Below are 19,423 nucleotides of genomic sequence, written 5' to 3'. Positions count from 1 at the left end.
AGCGATTAATGCCGGCGCCTAGTTCACGAGTTCAATCTCACTCGGGCGCCACTGCTTTGTAAAGAATGGCTCCAGCGGGCTGTAAAGGCGCAGTATCGTGAACCAGCCCCTGCCGGGCATCGTCTGTATCCAGTTGCCGCGCTCTACACCGTCCGGCTGAGTGGGGCTGAAGTAAATGGTAGTCGACCCGTCGCGGTTCGGTTTCGCAGCCGGAGTGGGGTAGCCCTGACTGCCGGCACGGGGGAATCGCTGGGGTGTCGCGAGCATGGAGCGGGTCTGGTTGTCGTATAGGGTCAGCGACCAGAACTTTTCGGCGGGAATATTTTTCGGTAGTGTCACCCTGTAAGTCTTGGCGCCGTCGTAGGGATTACCATCCGCGTCCAGAAACCCCATCAGGTACTGGGATCCGACACCGGGAATGCGCATGATCATGCCGGGCGAGTCGAGGGTGTAGCCGTAGTAAAAGGCGGTGCGCGAATCCAGCGTGCGTGCACCGCTAGGGGGGAAGGGCTTGAACATACCGTCTTTGGTAAAGATCGGCGGCGGAGTCTCAAAGAAGGCGCCGCCCTGCCATAGCATGCTGCCCCACATGGAATCCTGGTAGTAGGCCCAGTCCGGGTGCATCACCGCGAAGCGCCAGTTGAGTACGCGTCCGGCGCCATTGCCGACCGCAGCTGCGTCGGTGAGGATCTGTTTCATACGGGCATCTGGCTTGAACGGCTTGCCTTTCACTATTCCGATTGCCGCCAGTTGCCCCGCGAGTTCTACGTCGTAGCTGTCGGCGGGCTCGTTCTGCAGATTGGCATTGATCATCTCATAGAAGCTGAGGTCATTCGGTGGAATGGTGTTGAACACTTTGCCGCTGCCTTCGATAAATCTGGTCTCCGGTATGGCGGGGTTTTTGCTCATGCGGACTTCACCTTCGAGCGCGGTGGCAATACTGGTGCCGATACCCCCCGGCGTATAGGGGTAGATTTTCAAGTGCTTGCGAATGTTTTCAACGGCCGGCTTGGGATCGTCGTTGACGAGAAAGGTGCGGGACGCATAGAGCGCGCGATTGGTTTTCGAGTGGGCGATGTAATATCCGCCTTCGGGGAGGGGGCCCTCATAACCCGGCGGCACCAGCAGGTATTTGCCGCCCTCGCCGCGGTCGGGGCCCGGGAATCCGATATCGATGATCCAGCTGAACCACATATCGTTGATAGTCCCGAGTCCCATCGGCGGCTGTTCGATCACCATTGGCCCTTTCGACAGGTCCACCGCGGACAGGTAATAGACGGTATCTGCATTCGCGGTGAGGAATAGCGAGTTGGCATCCATCAGCTCGGAGAATATCAGTACGTCGTTGTCCTTGGCGCCGATGCTGAGAAATCCCGCGCGAATGGCGTAGGCAGACGCGCCGCGAAAGCTGTTGTTGAAGACGTTCAATGCCCGGGTGAAATCCAGTGTGTCGCGCACGCGCTCGGCAGTCTCCACTGTCGGCACACCATCCCAGTATTCCAGAGTGCCTATACGTGTCTCAGCCTTATCAGGCGTGGTGATGGAGGGCGGGATTTTCGGGTTCGGCTGGGCCGCGGCCACCCAGGGGAGCACCGCCGCCAGTACCCATAGAGTCATACTCCTTAAAATCAGCACTTTGAATTGCTCCGAGTTGAAGTTTTCCTTCCGAATTGCTCCGAGTTGAAGTTTTCCTTCCGAAAAGCATAGAAAGCTTTCGGAGTCGGGTTGCCGTTTAAAGCGCAAAGTTACACGGAATATCGCCCGGTTTGTGTATAAGATAAGCAGCGTAGTGAAGTCGATGTGGTGGGGATTGAAATGCAACACAAATTTGTCACTGTCGTTGGAACCCTCGACACGCTCGAGTAGCCGCGCGACATCGAGGGGCGAAACAACACCTGCAACAACACCTGGGTAACTCAGTTCAATCAGAAAGATAGGGACAGTCGGCACAAGCTAATGGCAGAGGGTTCAAAAAAAGCGGTTCTCTACGCAATCTGCGTCAATGCAGTCATCACGGTCCTGAAGGGACTGGCAGCACTGGCCACCCACTCGGCGTCGATGACGAACGAGGCGGTGCACAGTCTGATGGATACGCTCAATCAGGTCTTCCTGATGGTCGGTCTGATCAAGGGCGGGCGGCCGGCGGACCGCGAGTACGCCTTCGGCCACGGCCAGAAGAAATACCTGTGGAATCTGTGGAGTGCCATAGGGCTGTTTTCCATCGGCTGCGGCCTGGGCCTGGCCCACGCCTGGCATGCCTGGCACCGGCTGCATATCGTCGAGCGGCCGACATCGGTGTCGGTGTTGGGCCTCGAGATAGCGCCGATATGGATCTCGGTGGTGGTGCTGCTGATCGCACTGGTACTGGAAGGCTATGTGCTGGTGGTGGCGGCCAAGGAATTCGCGCTGCGCATGCGTGCCGCCGGCGTGAAGAATCCGCTGCGCTACCTGCGCGACGCCGACGATCCCACGCTGATCGCAGTGCTGCTCGAGGACAGTATCGCCGTCACCGGTGTGATCCTTGCCGCCACCGGTATCGCCATGACCCAGGTGACGGGCAACAAGCTCTGGGATATCGGTTTCTCGGTCATCATCGCGGCGATGCTCGGCGTGACCGCGATCTTCCTCGGCATGATCAATATGCGCTACCTGACCAGTATCCGCGATCCGGGTGTCGAGCGCGCTTTCCAGGAGATCTGCAAGTCCCACCCGGAGATAGAGCGCTTTCACGACCTGCGCTCCATCGTCGTCGACGAGACTCATACTGTCGTGGTGGCCGAGGTGGAGTTGCGCGAGGAGCGTCTGGTCGGGGACATGCGCGCGCGTATCGACGCCCACGAGCGAGCGCTGCTTGCACGCGTGCCGGAAGAGCGCCTGAATGACAAGGTGCGGGAGTATGTGGAAACCCGCGCGGTGATCCAGGCCACGTTGGAGCGCACCGAACGCATTATCGACGAGCTGGAAACAGAGCTGAAGGAGCGCTGCCCGCGGGTGTTCCACCTGACGGTGGAAGTGGAGAGCATAGCCGCGCCGTCGCAGCTCGACGATCCGGAAGCCTTGTTATCTTAGCTGGTAATCGCTAGTCTTCCGGCCTTCGCCGCACCGGCACCGCGCGGAATTCCCTGACTGATATCCCGAATTCCGGTCACTATCGAATTCCGCGCGCAACCCATTTCGCCACCCGCCGCAGATGTAAGCAGGTTTATGAGCAACAAAGACAAGCGCCCTCTATATATCCCCCACGCCGGCCCCTCGCTGCTGGAAATGCCGCTGCTCAACAAGGGCAGCGCCTTTACCTTGAAAGAGCGGATCGAATTCAACCTGGTCGGCCTGCTGCCGAACAATGTGGAATCCATCGAAGAGCAGGTGCGCCGCGCCTACCACCAGTACGAGCAGTGCCGCACCGACCTGGAGCGGCATATCTACCTGCGCGCGATCCAGGACGACAACGAGACGCTGTTCTTCCGCCTGATCGAGCAGCATATCGAGGAGATGCTGCCGATCATCTACACGCCGACGGTGGGTGCGGCCTGCGAGGAATTCTCCAATATCTATCGCAATCACCGCGGCCTGTTCGTGTCCTACCCGGACCGCAAGTACATGGACGATATCCTGTTCAGCGCCACCAAGGAGAACGTGAAGGTGATCGTGGTGACCGACGGCGAGCGCATTCTCGGCCTCGGCGACCAGGGCATCGGTGGCATGGGCATTCCGATCGGCAAGCTGTCCCTGTATACCGCCTGCGGCGGTATCAGCCCGGCTTACACGCTGCCGGTGATGCTGGACGTGGGCACCAACAACCGCACCCTGCTGAACGACCCCATGTATATGGGCTGGCGCCACGAGCGCATTTCCCAGGAGGAGTATGACGAATTCGTGGCCGAATTTGTCGCCGCCGTGAAACGCCGTTGGCCGAAGGTGCTGGTGCAGTTCGAGGACTTCGCCCAGACCAACGCCATGCCGCTGCTGGCGCGCTACCGCGACGAGATCTGCTGCTTCAACGATGATATTCAGGGCACCGCGGCGGTGGCGCTCGGCACCATTCTCGCCGCCTGCAAGACCAGGGAGGAGACACTGCGCGACCAGCGCGTGGTGGTGGTGGGCGCCGGGTCGGCCGGCTGCGGCATCGCCGAACAGATCGTCAAGGCGATGGTGAACGAGGGCCTGAGTGACGCCGAGGCGCGGCGCCGCCTGTTCATGTTCGATCGCTACGGGCTGATCACTTCCGATATGAAGAACCTGCTCGACTTCCAGGCCAGCCTGGCCCAGGACCCGGCCAAACTCAAGGGCGTGGCCGACTGGAATCTGCAGCAGCTGATCGAGAAGGTGAAACCGACCATCCTGATCGGCGTCTCGGGTCAGGGCAGCCTGTTCAGCCAGCCGGTGATCGAGGCGCTGCACGCCGGCTGCGAGCGCCCGCTGGTGATGCCGCTGTCCAATCCCACCTCGCGCGCCGAGGCGACACCGGAGGAAATCCTGACCTGGACCAACGGCAACGCCCTGGTGGCCACCGGCAGCCCCTTTGCACCGGTGGAGCTGGCGGGCAAGACTTATCCGATCGCCCAGTGCAACAACGTCTATATCTTCCCGGGCATCGGTCTCGGAGCCATCGCCGCCGGCGCCAACCGGGTCACCGACAATATGCTGATGGCGGCTTCCAATGCCCTGGCTGAGCAGGCGCCGGTAGTGAAGAAGGGCAAGGGGGCGCTGTTGCCGCCGCTGGCGGAGATCCGTGACGTCAGCCGGGACATCGCACTGGCGGTGGGCAAGCAGGCGCAGCAGGACGGGGTGGCGCCGGTCGTCGACGAAGAGAAACTTGTGCGCGCGATCGAGCGCAATTTCTGGACGCCGAATTACCGTACCTATCGCCGCCGTTCATTCTAAAAAAGGTTCAGACATTTCGTCCGGAAGGGCGGAAACGAGCACTTAAGGAACTTCCGCATATCGTCACTCCGGCTTCCGCCGGAGTGACGAATTGGACTTATTCCGAGATTCCCTACTTGGTCAGTAACCCGCGCCGGGCCAGCAGTGCATCGACGCTCGGCTCCCCGTCGCGGAACTGGACGTAAGCCTGCATCAGATCCTGGCTGTTGCCTATGGACAGGATATGCTTGCGATATTCGTCGCCGTTCTCGCGATTCAGGCCGCCTTGCTCCTTCAGGTAGGCAAAGGCATCCGCGGCAAACACTTCCGTCCACAGATAGGCGTAGTAACCGGAGGAGTAACCGCCGGCGAAAATGTGGCTGAAATAGGCAGACTTGTAGCGCGGTGGAACCGGTGCGAAGTCGATGCCGTGCTTGGCCAGGGCCTGCTTCTCAAACGCATTGAAATCTTCGATCCTGGTGCCGGCCGGGATGCTGTGCCATTCCATGTCCAGCAGTGCGGATGCCAGATATTCCGTGGTATCGAACCCCTGGTTGAATTTGTGCGCCTTCAATATTTTGTCCAGCAGTGCCTGCGGAATGGACTCGCCGGTCTGGTAGTGCTTGGCGTAATTGGCGATTACCGCCGGATCGATATTCCAGTCCTCATGGAACTGTGATGGGAATTCCACGAAGTCGCGGGCCGTGGCAGTACCGGCCAGGCTCGGGTATTTCACCTGCGAGAAGAGGCCGTGTACCGCGTGGCCGAACTCGTGGAACATGGTGCTTACTTCATCGAAGGTCATCAGCGTCGGCTGTCCCTCGGCCGGCTTGGGGATGTTCAGCGCGTTGTACACCACCGGCTTACTGCCCAGCAGGTGGCTCTGGGAGACGTATTCGTCCATCCAGGCCCCGCCATTCTTGCCTTCGCGCGCATAGGGATCCAGGTAGAACAGTCCTACTGAGCTGCCATCCGCATTGAAGATTTCGTAGGCATGGACGTCCGCGTGCCATACAGGCAGGTCGTCGCGCGGCTTGACGGTGATGCCATACAGGCGCTGCATGGCGAAGAACAGGCCGTCGTTCAGCACACGATTGAACTCGAAGTAGGGTTTGACTTCGCTCTCGTCCAGGTCGTACTTGTCTGCCCGTACCTTTTCCGCATAGTAGGCCCAGTCCCACGGCTGCAAGGTGAAGTCGCCGCCCTCATGCTCGATCATGGCCTGGATGTCAGCGGCCTCTACCTTGGCTTTGGCGACCGCTTTGGGCGCGAGATCGTCGAGGATCTTGTATACCGCTTGCGGCGTCTTGGCCATCTGGTCGGCGGTCACATAAGACGCCCAATCCGAGTAACCGAGCAGCTTGGCCTTGTCGGCCCTGAGCTCCGCCATGCGAACGAGAAGCGGGCCGTTGGTGTCAGCGGCGCGATTGGCCGAGGTTTCCCAGATCTTCTGCCGCAGCTCGCGGTTTTTCAGGCTGCCCAGGATCGGATTGCGGGTGGTATTGACGAGGGAAATCATGTAGCCCTCTTTACCGGCTCCCTTGGCTGCCGCCGCTAGCGAGGCGATCTGTTCCTCGGACAAACCGTCGAGTTCCTTCTTATCCTTCACCAGGACCACATCGTTCTTGAACGAGTCGAGGATGTTGTTGTTGAACTCGGTAGAAAGCTTGGCCAGCTCGGTATTGATTGTGCGCACCTGCGCTTTGTCCTGTTCCGACAGCCTGGCGCCGGCGCGGACAAACTGGTCGTAGTAGAAATCTATCAGACGCTGGTCTTCCGCATTCAACTTGGATTTGTGCTTGTAGATGCTGTTAACACGGGCAAACAGCTCGGGGTTCAAATAAATATTGTCGTTGTGCTCGGACATCTTGGGTGCCACCTCGCCCTGAATCGCCTGAATTTCTTCGTTGGAGTTCAGGCTCGCGAGGTTAAAGAATACACGCGCAACGCGAGAAAGCAGCGCACCGGTCTTTTCCATTGCAACAATGGTGTTGTCGAAAGTCGGCGGCTCAGGGTTCTTGGTGATCGCAGCGATCTCTTCGACGTGCGCCTTGAGGCCCGCTTCAAAGGCCGGGCGAAAATCTTCGATCTTCACCAGGTCGAACTGCGGCGCCTCGTATTGCAGCGGGCTGGGCTTGAGGAGCGGGTTTGTCGCCGACTTGTTCATGGCGGCCTGGCCCTGGGTGCTGGCTGCCGGAGCGGTGTCAGTTGTGGCCTGGTTATTGGTCGATTTGTCGTCTGAGCAAGCGCTCAATGCCAGACTGGCGCTAATAGCGGTCGCGATCAGGGATTTACGCATAAGTTCTCCGAAGGGTTCGCGTTTATTTCGCACTGAAGGGGCAGAGAAGCTTCTGAGGCATCCATCTCATGATGCCGTGGCGGCAACCATGTACGGGTCGATTCCCAATCGGTGGGAGTCGCCGTGGCAGGGTCTCGCTGTCACTGCAGTGCTTTACCTATCTTTACAAATGCCTGCAAAGATGGAAGCCAATAGTTCGCTCAGCATACTATCGCACTGCGCCGTGGATTCAAGCGCCTGCGAAAGTGGAGCTGTGACCGAGGGGTTTGTAACGGTTGACTGGGGTCAAGCTATCAGTCACCCATCTGCGGAATGTGAAAATTATCAGGTGCTGGCATGTAACTTCATTACCGCCTTTCTCAGCAATCCGCGGCAGAAGCGGTAAAACACATTGGGAAAGTGGCGGTTGAGAAAGGCGGTCAGTTTGCTGCGCGCGCCGGGGATGATCTGCCAGCGGCCGGCATCCAGCCCCGCCAGAATCTTATCGCAGGCCGTATCGACATCCAGGGAGCCGGCGAGCCTTTTCAGCTCCAGCGAAATGGGGTTGCCGCTGGCGTTCTCGCCGTTCACCATCGGCGTGCGCACTTCTCCGGGGCAGATGCAGCTGATGCCTATGCCCAGCGGCTCATATTCGATACGCAAGGTGGTGGCGAGACCGACGACGCCGAACTTGGAGGCACCGTAGGCGGCGTAGCCGTAGTTGCTGGTCAGACCGGCCATCGAGGCGATCAGCGCGAGGCGCGCGCTCCGCTGCATATGGGGCAGGGCGGCGGCGGCAAAGTGGAAACTGCCATTCAGGTTTACATTGACCACCTGCCGGAACTCCGCCGCCGTCAGATCCGCGACGGCCCTGTTGATGATGATACCGGCGGAGTTCAGGGCCAGTGCCGGCGGTCCGAACGCGCGCACCGCTTCCGCGACCGCGTCGCGCACGCGCGCGGCGTCGGTGATATCGATGCGCAGGAACTGCCACTCGCCCGCGCCCTCGCGGGCTGCGCGGTCGAGCTGCGCCGAGCTCTCCTCGCTGACCTGCAGGTCGAGCACACTGACTTTGCTGCCGCGGCGCAGCAGGCGAATGGCAATCCCGAGTCCGAGGCCGCTGCCGGCGCCGGTGATCAGGGCGTGAGACCAGGCTTTCATTATTATTGTCCCGTTTGCGATTTCGATAGGGGCCCAGGGGGCAGGGTGCCAGTATCCGTATTTTGCCGGGCCGAAATCAAGGACGGGGCGCGCTGCCGCGGCAGCGCTGGCATGGTTGGTGGATTCCCGGGCTCAGAACCCCAGCTTCTTCAGCGTCCAGCCGAGGAACTGTTCGAATCTGGTCTTCGGGCGGATGATAAATTTGTCCAACACCTTGTGCTGCGGCTCGGCGCCCATCGCCTGCAGCTCGGTGTGCAGCAGCTGCAGGTCGGCGACCGCGAGTGGCAGCGGGGCTTCATCCGGCTGGAAGCTGCTGCCCCTGGGGTAGTCGCGGCCCGGTGTACTGGACATTTCGATATGGCTGCCCAGCAGCGCGGATACTTCGTTGCCCTCACAAAAATTCACCAGCCGCTGAATACTGGCCCGGTAGGCTTCCCAGTCGTCGATATACAGCCGGCCGGGATAAAAGGTGTCGCCTGTCAGCAGCCAGTTGGTGTGCGAATCGTAGACTGAGATGCTCTGCGCATGGTGGCCAGGCGTGGGAATGATGGTCAGTTCGCGCCCGCCCAGGTCGAGTCTGGCGGAGCCGTTGGGCCAGTCACCGAGTGCGAAGTGTTCGCGAATTGCGTCCGGCTCCGCCGCCACCAGGGTCACGCCGGGTTTGTCGAGGAACTGGCCGTCCGCGGCCTTGTGGTCCCTGTGGCCGTGGGAGTGTGTCACCAGCAATTCCTGCGGCTCTGCGTGACCGGCGGCCTTGCGCCGCTCAATCAGCGACCGCACTGTCTCATAGAGCGGAAACTGCTCGGCGTCGGCAGTGGCACCGGTGTCCTGCAGGAACAGTATCTTCTCGCCGAACAGGGCATAGATAAATGGCGCTTCGTAATTGAGGCAGCGGTTCTGGCGCAGGATAAATGTGTCGGCGTCGTGCTGGTAGATCTCGATGGGCGGGTCCCGATTGAGGTCGCAGTTTTCCGAGCCGTGATTCCAGTTTTTTTCCCGCAGTTTTTGCAGGCCATCGGCCTGGACGAAAGTTGCCGGCAGTAGTAACACTGCGAGCGCAAAGTAGATTCTGATTTTTTTCATCGACCGATTTACAAATCCGTTTGTCATTCAGGGGCGCTATTTATAGCGCAATGCGTTTGCGGAGTATATCGGTGCCGGCTCACTTTGGTTTTAATTTTGTCTTTGATTTTAAATGGCTTCGAAAGGCACATGAGGCTTGGTCAAAATTATTCTATTTTTATCGCTTGTCTGCGCGGGCTCCGCGACGCTTCAGGATATCGCTAGAGCGGGAATGACTCTTTCTCTGACGCTATCCGCCCGGCCAGAGCGCGAGCACCGCAATCCCGGCTGTGAGAGGGACGGCAAACAGGATTGCCAGATAGCGGAGCAGCGCGCGGCCGCCGAGAATACCGGCCACGCCCGCCTTGAACAACATATTGGCGAGGGTGGCGATTACCATCGCGCGCCACGCCGTCGCGGGGGCGAGCACGCCATTGCCCGCGAGGTTGGCGGTGGACAGCGTGATCGCATCCACGTCCGTAAAGCCGGAGATCAGCGCGACCACATAGATGCCGCGGTTGCCGAAATATTCACGCGCAGCCGCGATCGCCACCAGGATCACCGCATAGAGCCCGGCAAACACCAGGGCCGGCATCAGCTCGGCCGGGTTGATCTGTTCCGGCATCTCGTTCTGCCGGTGTTCGAAGAAACGGTAACCGATGGCACAGGTAACGGAGCTTACCGCCAGCAGCGCAATCAGGGGCGGAAGCAGCTGCGGCAACATGCGCGGCGCCACCACCGCGATTTCCACGAACATGCGGATAAACATGCTGGTGGAGGCAATCAGTATCACCAGTGCCGCAATACCGGCGACGCCCTTCTCGAGTCGGGCGCGGCGCGCATAGCTGACGGTGGTGGCGGTAGAAGAAATCAGCCCGCCGATCACCCCGCTGAGCACGGTGCCGGCGCGCGCCCCAATCAGTTTGTAGGCGCCGTAACCGCCGAGGCCGATACCGACGATCAGTACCACTAACAGCCATATCTTGAACGGATTGAGCACATCGTAGGGGCCGAAGGTCCGGTTCGGCAGCACCGGCAGTATGATCAGGGAGATGAGCGCAAACCGCATGATTGCGCGGAGATCCTCTTCCGGCAGGCGCCGGGCAAACTTGTGCATGCCCGGCTTCAGGTGCAGCAGTATCGCCACGGTGCCGCCTATGGCGACGGCCACGGTCTTTTCGCCCAGTACCAGGAAGGCGCCGAGCAGGTACATCAGCAGCGCCGACATCTCGGTGGTGATGCCACTGCTTTCCTGCTCGCCGCGCATGCGCTCCAGATTGCCGAGCACAATCAACACCGTCATACACAGCAGGCCTGTCGGCACCAGCCACAAACTATCCTGCAGCTGGCTGAGCAGGGCGGAGAGCACGCCGAAGATCGCGATCAGCGGGTAGGTGCGGATGCCGCCGAGGCGGTCCGCAGTGCGCTCCCTCTGCAGGCCGATCAGCAGGCCCAGTCCGAGGGCGATGGCGAAGGCGACAACACTCTCCGAGTCTATAAACACTCGGAGCGTGTCGGGGATTCCTTCCGCGTCACTGGCCCTCGGCGCATCTTGCATCGGATTCTCGACTGGCAGCCCCTGCGATCGGTGGTTCCCTAATTCTAGTGAATGCGTTGATGGGAACAGTCGGCGCCCAGGGGCCGGAGGCTGCATTTTTCGCGCCGCTGTGGCGCGAAATGCTCAGCAGCTACCCAGGTTTGTTGCAGCCGCACCTAGCTCTCCTGTGTCGCGAGCTCCGGGTTGACTGCTTCTGATTCGACGATTGTGGGCTGGCGCAGCTTCAAGTATTCCCGCCAGTTGAATCCCTGGCTTGGATTGCCTGGGTCGGTGCGCAGGAAATCGACGGCGGCCCTGGCGCCGCACAGGAACAGGTGCTCGCAGTGGGCCTCGGGCATGGAGAAATCCAGCCAGTGCGGCTGGTCGCCGTTGTCCAGCGGGGGAATCGCGATCTCCTTCACCAGTGCGTGGTACTCGGCGTTGAGGCTGGCGCGAAAGTGGTTGTCGAGCATATGGCGGCAGGTGTTGATCAGGCCCATGGTGAAGCGGCCAATCCTGTTGGTCTTGGGCTGGTAGAGATCCACTTCCAGCTTGACGCCGAAAGTCGGCAGCTTGGGAATACCGGTTTGGGCGTGGAATATGTCGAAGGGGAAGTTGGATACCATGCCGCCGTCGACAAACTGGATGTCCTTGGGGAAGCCCCTCTTGAAAAAGGTCTGCGGATCCTTGATCCCCTTTATCCTGCGCCAGTTTTCTGACACCGCGGTGTCGGCGCCGAGCTGCGGGATGTCCCTCACGGTATGGGGCTCGAAGAAGCCGGGTACCGACATGGACGCCCGCACAAACTCGGCCGGGTTGACGGCGTCGGGGTTCGTAAAGTAAAGCGCGGCCTTGCCGGGGAACACGGCCCGGGTTTCGGTGGTGATATCGGCGGCTACCAGCGCGACCTCGCCCCTGCCGACCCGGGTGTCCCTCACGCCGCGGTATTGCAGCGGCGGGAACTGGTTGATGCGGGTGTTCAGTTGCGCGGTGTGCTCGATGCCCAGCTGCTTCAGCTGGTCCTGCAACCACTGTTTGAAACTGTTGCCGGGGTTCAGGCCCTTGCGCCTGAGCAGATGTCTGATTGTGCGGTAGGAGTCTACCGGGTGCAGCAGCACATTGTCGAAGGCGCTTTGGCTTTTGAGCAGGCGTTTGACGGTTTTCCTGCAATAGTCCTCGCCGTCCTCGAAGCTGGCGAAATCGGCGCTGGCCATGATGGCCAATAATTTCTCGCTCTTCACTTCATCCGGGGTTCCGGCCGCGGCCAGGAACAGCGCATTGATGGCGCCGGCAGAGGTTCCTGCGATCTTGCGGAAGCGGATGCCCGCCTTTTCCAGCATGTAGGTATAGCCCACCAGGGCAATACCGAGCATGCCGCCGCCCTCCATGACCAGGTCTACATACTGGTGGCCCGCCTCGTCGCTGACGTCGCTGTAGCTATTGCCGATGATATTGGGCCTGGCAGCTTCCCATTGCGCATCCGCCTTGGTGATGGCGTTTACAACCCAGCTTGAACTTCCCACGGTGAGCTCCTTTGCCGATTGGCATTTATTAGAATCGGGTTATATATCGGAACGAAATAGAAGCTATTTTCTTGTAACACCTGGCCAATGTGCAAAGCCCAGTTTCAGGGGCGTTTTGCTGGCGGACGTGTCCGAGCGTGCGCGCTCATGGAAGCGCGGGCATTATCCAGATTGTTCCTGATAGCGGATATCCACCACGTAATAGGTCAACCATTGATCGCCACTCCGGAGGTCCACTTCGTCGTCCAGGCGGCGGCCGAGCAGGGCGCGGGCCACCGGGGAGTCCATGGAAATCAGGCCGGCCTTAACATCGAATTCATCGGGGCCGACGATGCGATAGGTCAGGGTATTGCCGTCGTCGTCTTCGAGCGTGACCCAGGCACCAAAGAACACCTTCTCCCGGTCGTCCGGGATGCGGTCCACAACGGTGATCTCTTCCAGGCGCTTGGTGAGAAAGCGCACGCGGCTGTCGATTTCGCGCAGGCGCTTCTTGCCGTAGATATAGTCGGCATTTTCCGAGCGGTCGCCCAGTTTGGCCGCGTCGCTCACGGCCTGTGTCACCCGCGGGCGCTCCACTTCCCAGAGTTGTTTTACTTCCGCACGCATACGCCGCGCACCCTCCGGCGTGATATAGCGGGAACCGCGCGGACGCGGTGGTCTCCATCTGCCCATGGCGTCAGTGATCCAGGTTTTCGATAGTGATGCCCGGACCGGGTTCCGGCAGCGGGAAGCCGAAGATACGGCTGTAGAACTCCAGCTCGCCCTCCAGCGCCATCACAATGCTGTCGCCACTGCGGAAGCCGTGGCCCTCGTTTTCAAAGGTGATATAGGCTACCGGGATGCCCTGGCGTTTTATCGCGTCGACCATGGTCTGGGCCTGGTTCGGCGGCACCACCTTGTCCTCGAGGCCCTGGAAGAAGATCACCGGGCAGTTCAGCCGCTCGACATGATTGATCGGCGAGCGCGCGCGGTAGATGTGTTCCGCTTGCGGCCATGGCCCCACCAGCTTGTCCAGGTAGCGGGACTCGAACTTGTGGGTGTCCCGCGCCAGCGTGGTCAGGTCGCCGATGCCGTAATGGCTGGCGCCGCCCCTGAAAGTCTCGTGGAAGGTCAGGGCGGCCAGCACCGTATAGCCGCCGGCACTGCCGCCTTTGATCAGCAGCCGCTCCGGATCGGCGAGCCCCTTGGCCACCAGGTATTCGGCGCCGGCGCAGACATCTTCCACGTCGGTAATTCCCCAGCTGTCTTTCAAGCGCTCGCGATAGTCGCGGCCGTAGCCGGTGCTGCCGGAATAGTTGACGTCGAGAATCGCAAAGCCGCGACTGGTCCAGTACTGCACCTTGAGATTGAGGCCGGCAGAGGTGGCGCCAGTGGGCCCGCCGTGGCTGAACACTATCAGCGGCGGCTTCTCCCCTGCGGGTGCGACGTATGCGGGGTTGTACGGCGGATAGTAGAAGCCGTACACACTGCGCTCGCCGGCGGGGAACTCTATTTCCTGGGCCAGGGAGAATACCGCCTCCGGCAGCGGGTTACTGTTGCTGCTGGCGATGGTGTTGAACTTGCCGCTGTGATTGTCGTAGCCAACGACAGCGGGAAAGGTATCCGCTCCAGCGGCGATCATGACTGCGCGGTGGCTTTCGCAATGCAGGCTCTCGATATCGCTGTAGGGCTGCTCCAGTATTCGGTGCTCGCCGCTGTGTATGTCCAGTATCGCCAGATGCCAGCGGCCTTCCTCGGTATAGGTACAGAGTATTTCGTCGGAGTTGAGGAAACCGTAGGTGGACATGCCAAACACCCACTGCGGTGTAGCGAACTCGGCCTGTTTTTCCCACAACGTCTGATTGCTGCCCAGGCGGTAGAGGTTCCACCAGTTGTTGCGGTCGGAGACGTAGAAGAGTTCGCCCTCCGGCGACCACTGGGGCTGGAACAGGGATTCGTTGTCGCCGCCGGCGACTCGCTCGGTGTTGATAACGGCGCCGCTCGCGTCAAGCTCCGCGATACACAGTTCGGTGCCGTCCCAGGGCATGTTCGGGTGGTACCAGCGCAGAAAGCTCAAGCGGGTGCCGTCCGGGTTCAGGGTCGGGTTCGAGTAGAAGTCGGCGCCCTCGGCCAGCACCCGCGGATCACTTTTAAGCGACTGATCCAGATCGATGGCGATAATGCGCGCCCGGGCCTCGCCACCGCCCGCGCAGGGCGTATGATCCTCCTGCACGCAAATAAGCGCATTGCGTGCACGGTCGAGACACAGGTCGGCGTAGCGGAAATTGCCCGCCACGGTGACGGGCTCCGGCAATTGATTGTCCAGATCCATGCGGTAGATGCGCTGGTCCTCGGCGAGCACGAAGTAGACCGTATCGCCGCTCACCAGGTAGCTGGCGCCGCCGTATTCGTGCGCCTTGGAGCGGACGCTGAGCGGCGCCGGCACCAGGTCGCGGCGGCCGCGCTCGGGACAGTACTGCACCAGGGCCGAGCGGCCCTTTTCCGCCGGGCGCGACTCCAGCCAGTAATAGCGGCCGTCCACCAGGCTGGCTTCGCTGAGGCGCACGCTACCCTGCACCAGCAGTTCCGCGCCGATAGCCGACTTCCAGCTACCGTAGGGGGCCGTCCTGACGGCCGGGGACTCGCTCATGGGGACACTTCCTTTTTCTGCTACGCGGCGCATTCTGCCGGGCGGGGCAGGGTGATACAAGTTGCCTTTTTCCGGCCCGCGGCCTGTGCTAGGCTGCCAAACCAAGCAAGCGCTTGGTGGTGGTGTGCATGGGGCATGGCGTGCGCCGGGCGGCGCTCCGGCGCGCGGCGTGCGTGACACAGATAAAAATAATGCAGGAGAGGCAGCGATGTCGGATGAAGTGGTGATCACCTGTGCCCTGACCGGGGTGCTGACCAACCCGGAGCAACACCCGGTGCCGGTCAGCCCGCAACAGATGGCGCAGTCGGCGCGGGAGGCCTACGATGCCGGCGCCTCGGTAATGCATGTGCATTTCCGTGCGCAGGAGCCGGGCAGGGGACACCTGCCGAGCTGGGATCCGCAGGTGGCGCTCGCGATTGCCGACGCCATTCGCGCGGCCTGCCCGGATGTCATCCTGAACTTCACCACCGGCACCATCGGCCGCGACCAGCAGGGCGCACTGGAGTGCATTCGCGCCGGCCGCCCGGAGATTGCCGCCTGCAACGCCGGCAGCCTCAATTACCTCAAGGCGCGCACCGATGGCACCTGGGCCTGGCCGCCGATGGTGTTTGAGAACCCGGTGGACAAGGTGGAGGAGCTGCTGGCGGTCTGCCGCGAAACCGGTACCCGGCCCGAGTTCGAGTGCTTCGACGTCGGCATAGTGCGCTCCGTGGGCATGTTCAGCGACGTGGGCATGGTCGACAAGCCCAATTACAACCTGGTGATGGGCGTGGCCTCCGGCATGCCGGCGGATGTCGAGCTGTTGCAGCTGCTGCCAAAGTACATGAAGCCCGGTGCCCTGTGGCAGAGCACTGTGATCGGCCGCGGGGAGATCTGGCCGGTGCACCGCAAGACGGCCGAACTGGGCGGCCACCTGCGCTCCGGCGTGGAAGACACCTTCTACCTGCCCGGCGGTGAACGGGCCAGTGGCAACGGCCAGTTGATCGAGGCGCTGGTCCGCGTCGCCGAATCGTGCGGGCGCAAGGTGGTGTCACCGCAGCGCGCCCGGGAAATCTTCCTTTAATCTCCCTGGTATGCGGCGGTCCGGTATTGCCGACCGCCGAGACACAGCGCTTTTATTCGCTTTCCCGGTTCTCGACTAGGCTTATACAGAAGTCTCTTTCCGCGCCAGTCGTGCTGCGCGCGGCACAGTCCTAGGCGGGAGCGCGCGATGCAGGGCTTTCTGGATATCCTCGCCAGCCTGGTCGGCTGGGGCAATTCGATCACCTGGGGCGGTATCGCCGGACTCTGGTGGATGGGGATACTGATCGCCGGACTGCTGCCGGCCGGGCTCTATTTCACCTGGCACAGCCGCTTTATCCAGTTCCGCCATTTCGGCCATATGCTGACGGTGATGAAGCGCAGCTTCCGCAAGGAACACTACGATTCCGTTTCTTCCTTCCAGGCCTTTGCGACCAGTGCGGCCGCCCGTGTCGGCACTGGCAATATCGCCGGCGTAGCGGTCGCGATCACCGCGGGCGGGCCGGGTGCGGTTTTCTGGATGTGGATGGTGGCCTGGGTGGGAATGACCACCAGCTTCGTAGAGAACACCCTGGCCCAGACGTTCAAGGAGCGGGGCGAGGAGCACGGTACCTACCGCGGCGGCCCCGCCTATTACATCGAAAAGGGACTGGGCAAGCAGTGGAAATGGCTGGCGGTACTGTTTTCCATATTTCTGATCATCTGCTTCGGCTTCTTCTTTAACGCGGTGCAGTCCAACGCGATGGCCGCGGCCATTCATGGCGCCTGGGGTGTCAATCCACTGCTGGTGGGCTGTGTGGTCGCGCTGCTGGCGGCAATCATCGTGTTCGGCGGTATCCACTCCATTGGCCGCTTCGCCGGTATCGTGGTGCCCTTTATGGCGCTCGCCTATCTCGGCGTCGCATTTGCGGTAGTGCTGATGAACCTGGGGGACTTGCCGAGAGTTTTTGCAGAAATCATCGGTAACGCGTTCGGCTATGAAGAGGCGGGAGCCGGGGCCTTCGGCGCTGTGGTGGCCAATGGCATCAAGCGCGGTCTGTTCTCCAATGAGGCGGGTATGGGTTCTTCACCAAACGTCGGCGCAGCTGCGGATGTGAAGCACCCGGTAGTGCAGGGCTATGTGCAGATGGCCTCGGTTTTTCTCGACACCATTCTGATCTGTACCGCAACAGCGGCGATAATCCTGCTGGCCGACGTCCATATGGTCGGCAATATCGAAGGGGTGACACTGACCCAGGATGCCCTGGCCAGCGAGGTGGGTGCCTGGGGCGGCGGCTTTATTGCAATCGCGCTGCTGTTCTTTGCGTTCACATCGATCATCGCCAATTACTACTACGCGGAAACGAATATCTTCTACCTGTGGCACTCGCGCCTGTCGATCTTCTGCTACCGGCTGCTGTATATCCTGTTCATTCTGTTTGGCGCCTGGGTCGCCTACAGCGGCAGTTCGGCTAACTTTGCCCTGCTGTGGAATATGGCCGATATGTCCATGGGCTTCATGGCCACGGCTAACCTGCTGGCCATTCTGCTGCTGTCGGGCGTGGCCTTTAAAGTATTGGGTGACTACGAGGCGCAGCGGGCCGAGGGTATCGCCGAACCGGTGTTCGATGCGCGCAGGTTGGCTATCAAGGGCATAGAACACGACGTCTGGGATGCCGATGCCCGCTGAGGCTGGATGCTCTGAACGCTAATTATCCGCTCAGAGAAGCGCCGGTTTGCGGATCGCGAGATAGAAAATCAAGGCCACCTGAACGAGTGCGAATGCGGCACCGGTCAGCCGCGTGCGCCGGCCGAGGTGCTGCCGCAGTGCGACCATACCCGCGGCAATGTAGCCGCACAGCAACAGGATCTTTGCTCCGAGCCAGTGGTAAACGAACGGATTCCAGCCGCCCATCACCGCAAGCGCGACGGCGGCGCCCAGCAGCAGGGTGTCATTGGCATGCGGTAGCCAGCGCAGCGCGGATCGCCGCCAGCGCGGTCTGCCGCTAAAGTCCAGACCGACACGCAGCACAAACAGTGACACGCTCAGAACAGCGCAGGTAACGTGTACGAATTTGATGAGCGAATAGATCGACATTACAGATAGTGATGCGCTGGTATTCGGAGGCGCCGATGGCGATTAGTGTGGGAACCGAACATTTGTATCGCCCCCGCTCTTAGATGCCCATCTGTCTGGACGCCAGGTCCCGCAGAATTTCCTCGGAACCGCCGCCGATGGCATTGACCCGCACCTCGCGGTAAATCCGCTCCGTGCGCCCGCCGCGGATATAACTGGCACCGCCGATCACCTGCATCGCCTCCCGCGCACAGAACTCCAGTGTTTCGGTGGCCTGCACCTTGAGCAGTGCCACGTCGGTGACCTTGAGTCGCCCCTCCTGCTCGGCCCAGGCGCACAGCTCCAGGTAGGAATGAGTGGCGTTGATACGCTGCAGCATCTGCGCGAACTTGTGGCGGATCACCTGGTGATCGGCGAGGCGCCTGCCGAATGTTTCCCGCTGCTGGGCCCACTCGATCGCTTCGTGCAGGCAGACTCGGCTGTACTCCACACAGGAGGCGGCGATGCCCAGGCGTTCCCGGTTGAAGTTGTGTACGATCGGCAGGAAGCCCTGATTCTCCGCGCCGATCAGGTGGCTTGCCGGCACCCGCACCCGGTCGAAGAAGATCGTCGCGGTATCCGAACACCACCAGCCCTGCTTCCTGTCCAGGGGGTGCCGGCTTACCCCGTCGGCATCGGCGGGAATCAGCAGCAGCGAAATGCCGCCGAAGCCGTCGCCGCCGGTCCGGACCGCGGTGGTAAACCAGTCGGCGCGCATGCCGCCGGTAATAAAGGTCTTCTCCCCGCTGACAAGGTAACTGTCACCGTCGCGCACCGCGCGGCAGCGGAGACTGGCGACATCGGAGCCGGCGCCGGGCTCGGTCACCGCCAGCGAAATATGTTTCTCGCCGCTCAGTACCGCGGCGACGACCAGGTCTTTGAGCGCATCGCTGCCATAGTGCACCAGTGGCGGCAGGGCGATGCTGTGCACCATCAGGCTCGCATAGAGTCCGCCGGCACCGCAGCGCGCCAGTTCCTCGGCGGCGACAATGGTGTGAAAGGGATCCGCTTCGATACCCCCATAATTGTCCGGATAGCCCATCTGCAGCAGCCCGACATCCGCCGCCTTGCGCCAGAGCTCCGCCGGCAGGGTGCAGTCCTCATCCCATTCGGTGACGAACGGCATGATCTCCCGGTCGACGAAGCGCCGCAGCTGCGCACGCCACTGGTGATGGCTGTCATTGTAGAAAGGGCTGGCTGGGCGGGTCGCATCGATATCGAACACGGCAAGATCCTCTGGCAAGTTCCTCTAGCA

At 61.2% G+C, this 19,423-nt stretch carries 14 protein-coding genes; 4 read left to right on the top strand and 10 right to left on the bottom strand.

The features are described from left to right. Window positions 1-18: 18 nt before the first annotated feature. On the bottom strand, window positions 19-1,617 hold the full coding sequence (locus tag RRF64_RS04195) for a DUF1254 domain-containing protein (RefSeq protein ID WP_323844568.1): 1,599 nt from the start codon (window positions 1,615-1,617) through the stop codon (window positions 19-21). 339 nt (window positions 1,618-1,956) lie between these two features. Between RRF64_RS04195 and RRF64_RS04190 the strand changes: the two genes are divergently transcribed. Next, window positions 1,957-3,069, top strand: a complete 1,113-nt coding sequence (locus RRF64_RS04190) for a cation diffusion facilitator family transporter (protein WP_323844567.1) — start codon at window positions 1,957-1,959, stop codon at window positions 3,067-3,069. A gap of 135 nt (window positions 3,070-3,204) precedes the next feature. Further along, the gene (locus tag RRF64_RS04185) at window positions 3,205-4,884 is read left to right on the top strand and encodes an NAD-dependent malic enzyme (protein WP_323844566.1); all 1,680 of its coding nucleotides are present in this window, start codon (window positions 3,205-3,207) and stop codon (window positions 4,882-4,884) included. A gap of 112 nt (window positions 4,885-4,996) precedes the next feature. Here RRF64_RS04185 and RRF64_RS04180 read toward each other — a convergent pair whose 3' ends face one another. The 7 genes from RRF64_RS04180 to RRF64_RS04150 form a co-directional block, all read right to left on the bottom strand. Beyond that, window positions 4,997-7,162 carry a M3 family metallopeptidase gene (locus RRF64_RS04180; protein WP_323844565.1) on the bottom strand — a complete coding sequence of 722 codons (2,166 nt, stop codon included), beginning with the start codon at window positions 7,160-7,162 and terminating at the stop codon, window positions 4,997-4,999. A gap of 324 nt (window positions 7,163-7,486) precedes the next feature. Beyond that, window positions 7,487-8,302, bottom strand: a complete 816-nt coding sequence (locus RRF64_RS04175) for an SDR family NAD(P)-dependent oxidoreductase (RefSeq protein ID WP_323844564.1) — start codon at window positions 8,300-8,302, stop codon at window positions 7,487-7,489. 132 nt (window positions 8,303-8,434) lie between these two features. After that, window positions 8,435-9,385, bottom strand: a complete 951-nt coding sequence (locus RRF64_RS04170; RefSeq protein ID WP_323844563.1) for an MBL fold metallo-hydrolase — start codon at window positions 9,383-9,385, stop codon at window positions 8,435-8,437. A gap of 229 nt (window positions 9,386-9,614) precedes the next feature. After that, window positions 9,615-10,868 (bottom strand): MgtC/SapB family protein, encoded by a 1,254-nt coding sequence (locus RRF64_RS04165; RefSeq protein ID WP_323844562.1) that lies wholly within the window; start codon window positions 10,866-10,868, stop codon window positions 9,615-9,617. A 209-nt stretch (window positions 10,869-11,077) separates the two neighbouring features. Beyond that, the gene (locus RRF64_RS04160; protein WP_323844561.1) at window positions 11,078-12,424 is read right to left on the bottom strand and encodes a patatin-like phospholipase family protein; all 1,347 of its coding nucleotides are present in this window, start codon (window positions 12,422-12,424) and stop codon (window positions 11,078-11,080) included. Between the two features lie 162 nt (window positions 12,425-12,586). Then, entirely contained in the window at window positions 12,587-13,096 is a 510-nt protein-coding gene (greB, locus tag RRF64_RS04155) for a transcription elongation factor GreB (RefSeq protein WP_323844560.1), read from the bottom strand. A gap of 4 nt (window positions 13,097-13,100) precedes the next feature. Beyond that, on the bottom strand, window positions 13,101-15,053 hold the full coding sequence (locus RRF64_RS04150) for a S9 family peptidase (protein ID WP_323844559.1): 1,953 nt from the start codon (window positions 15,051-15,053) through the stop codon (window positions 13,101-13,103). 208 nt (window positions 15,054-15,261) lie between these two features. On the opposite strand from RRF64_RS04150, the gene RRF64_RS04145 reads away from it, so the two are divergent. Both RRF64_RS04145 and RRF64_RS04140 read left to right on the top strand, forming a co-directional pair. After that, complete coding sequence (locus RRF64_RS04145) at window positions 15,262-16,116, top strand: beta-keto acid cleavage family enzyme (RefSeq protein WP_323844558.1); 855 nt, start codon at window positions 15,262-15,264, stop codon at window positions 16,114-16,116. A gap of 147 nt (window positions 16,117-16,263) precedes the next feature. Continuing rightward, window positions 16,264-17,742 (top strand): alanine/glycine:cation symporter family protein, encoded by a 1,479-nt coding sequence (locus tag RRF64_RS04140; RefSeq protein WP_323844557.1) that lies wholly within the window; start codon window positions 16,264-16,266, stop codon window positions 17,740-17,742. Between the two features lie 30 nt (window positions 17,743-17,772). On the opposite strand, the gene RRF64_RS04135 is transcribed toward RRF64_RS04140, so the two are convergent. Both RRF64_RS04135 and RRF64_RS04130 read right to left on the bottom strand, forming a co-directional pair. Continuing rightward, window positions 17,773-18,150: a SirB2 family protein gene (locus RRF64_RS04135; protein ID WP_323844556.1), complete on the bottom strand. Its 378-nt coding sequence runs from the start codon at window positions 18,148-18,150 to the stop codon at window positions 17,773-17,775. 79 nt (window positions 18,151-18,229) lie between these two features. Continuing rightward, complete coding sequence (locus RRF64_RS04130; RefSeq protein ID WP_422732607.1) at window positions 18,230-19,411, bottom strand: acyl-CoA dehydrogenase family protein; 1,182 nt, start codon at window positions 19,409-19,411, stop codon at window positions 18,230-18,232. Window positions 19,412-19,423: the final 12 nt, after the last annotated feature.

Origin of the sequence: Microbulbifer magnicolonia (assembly GCF_035117725.1) — a bacterium.
GTDB classification, from domain to species: Bacteria; Pseudomonadota; Gammaproteobacteria; order Pseudomonadales; family Cellvibrionaceae; genus Microbulbifer; species Microbulbifer magnicolonia.
Note: the sequence above shows the minus strand (reverse complement) of the source record. Positions and strands in the feature narration are given on the sequence as shown.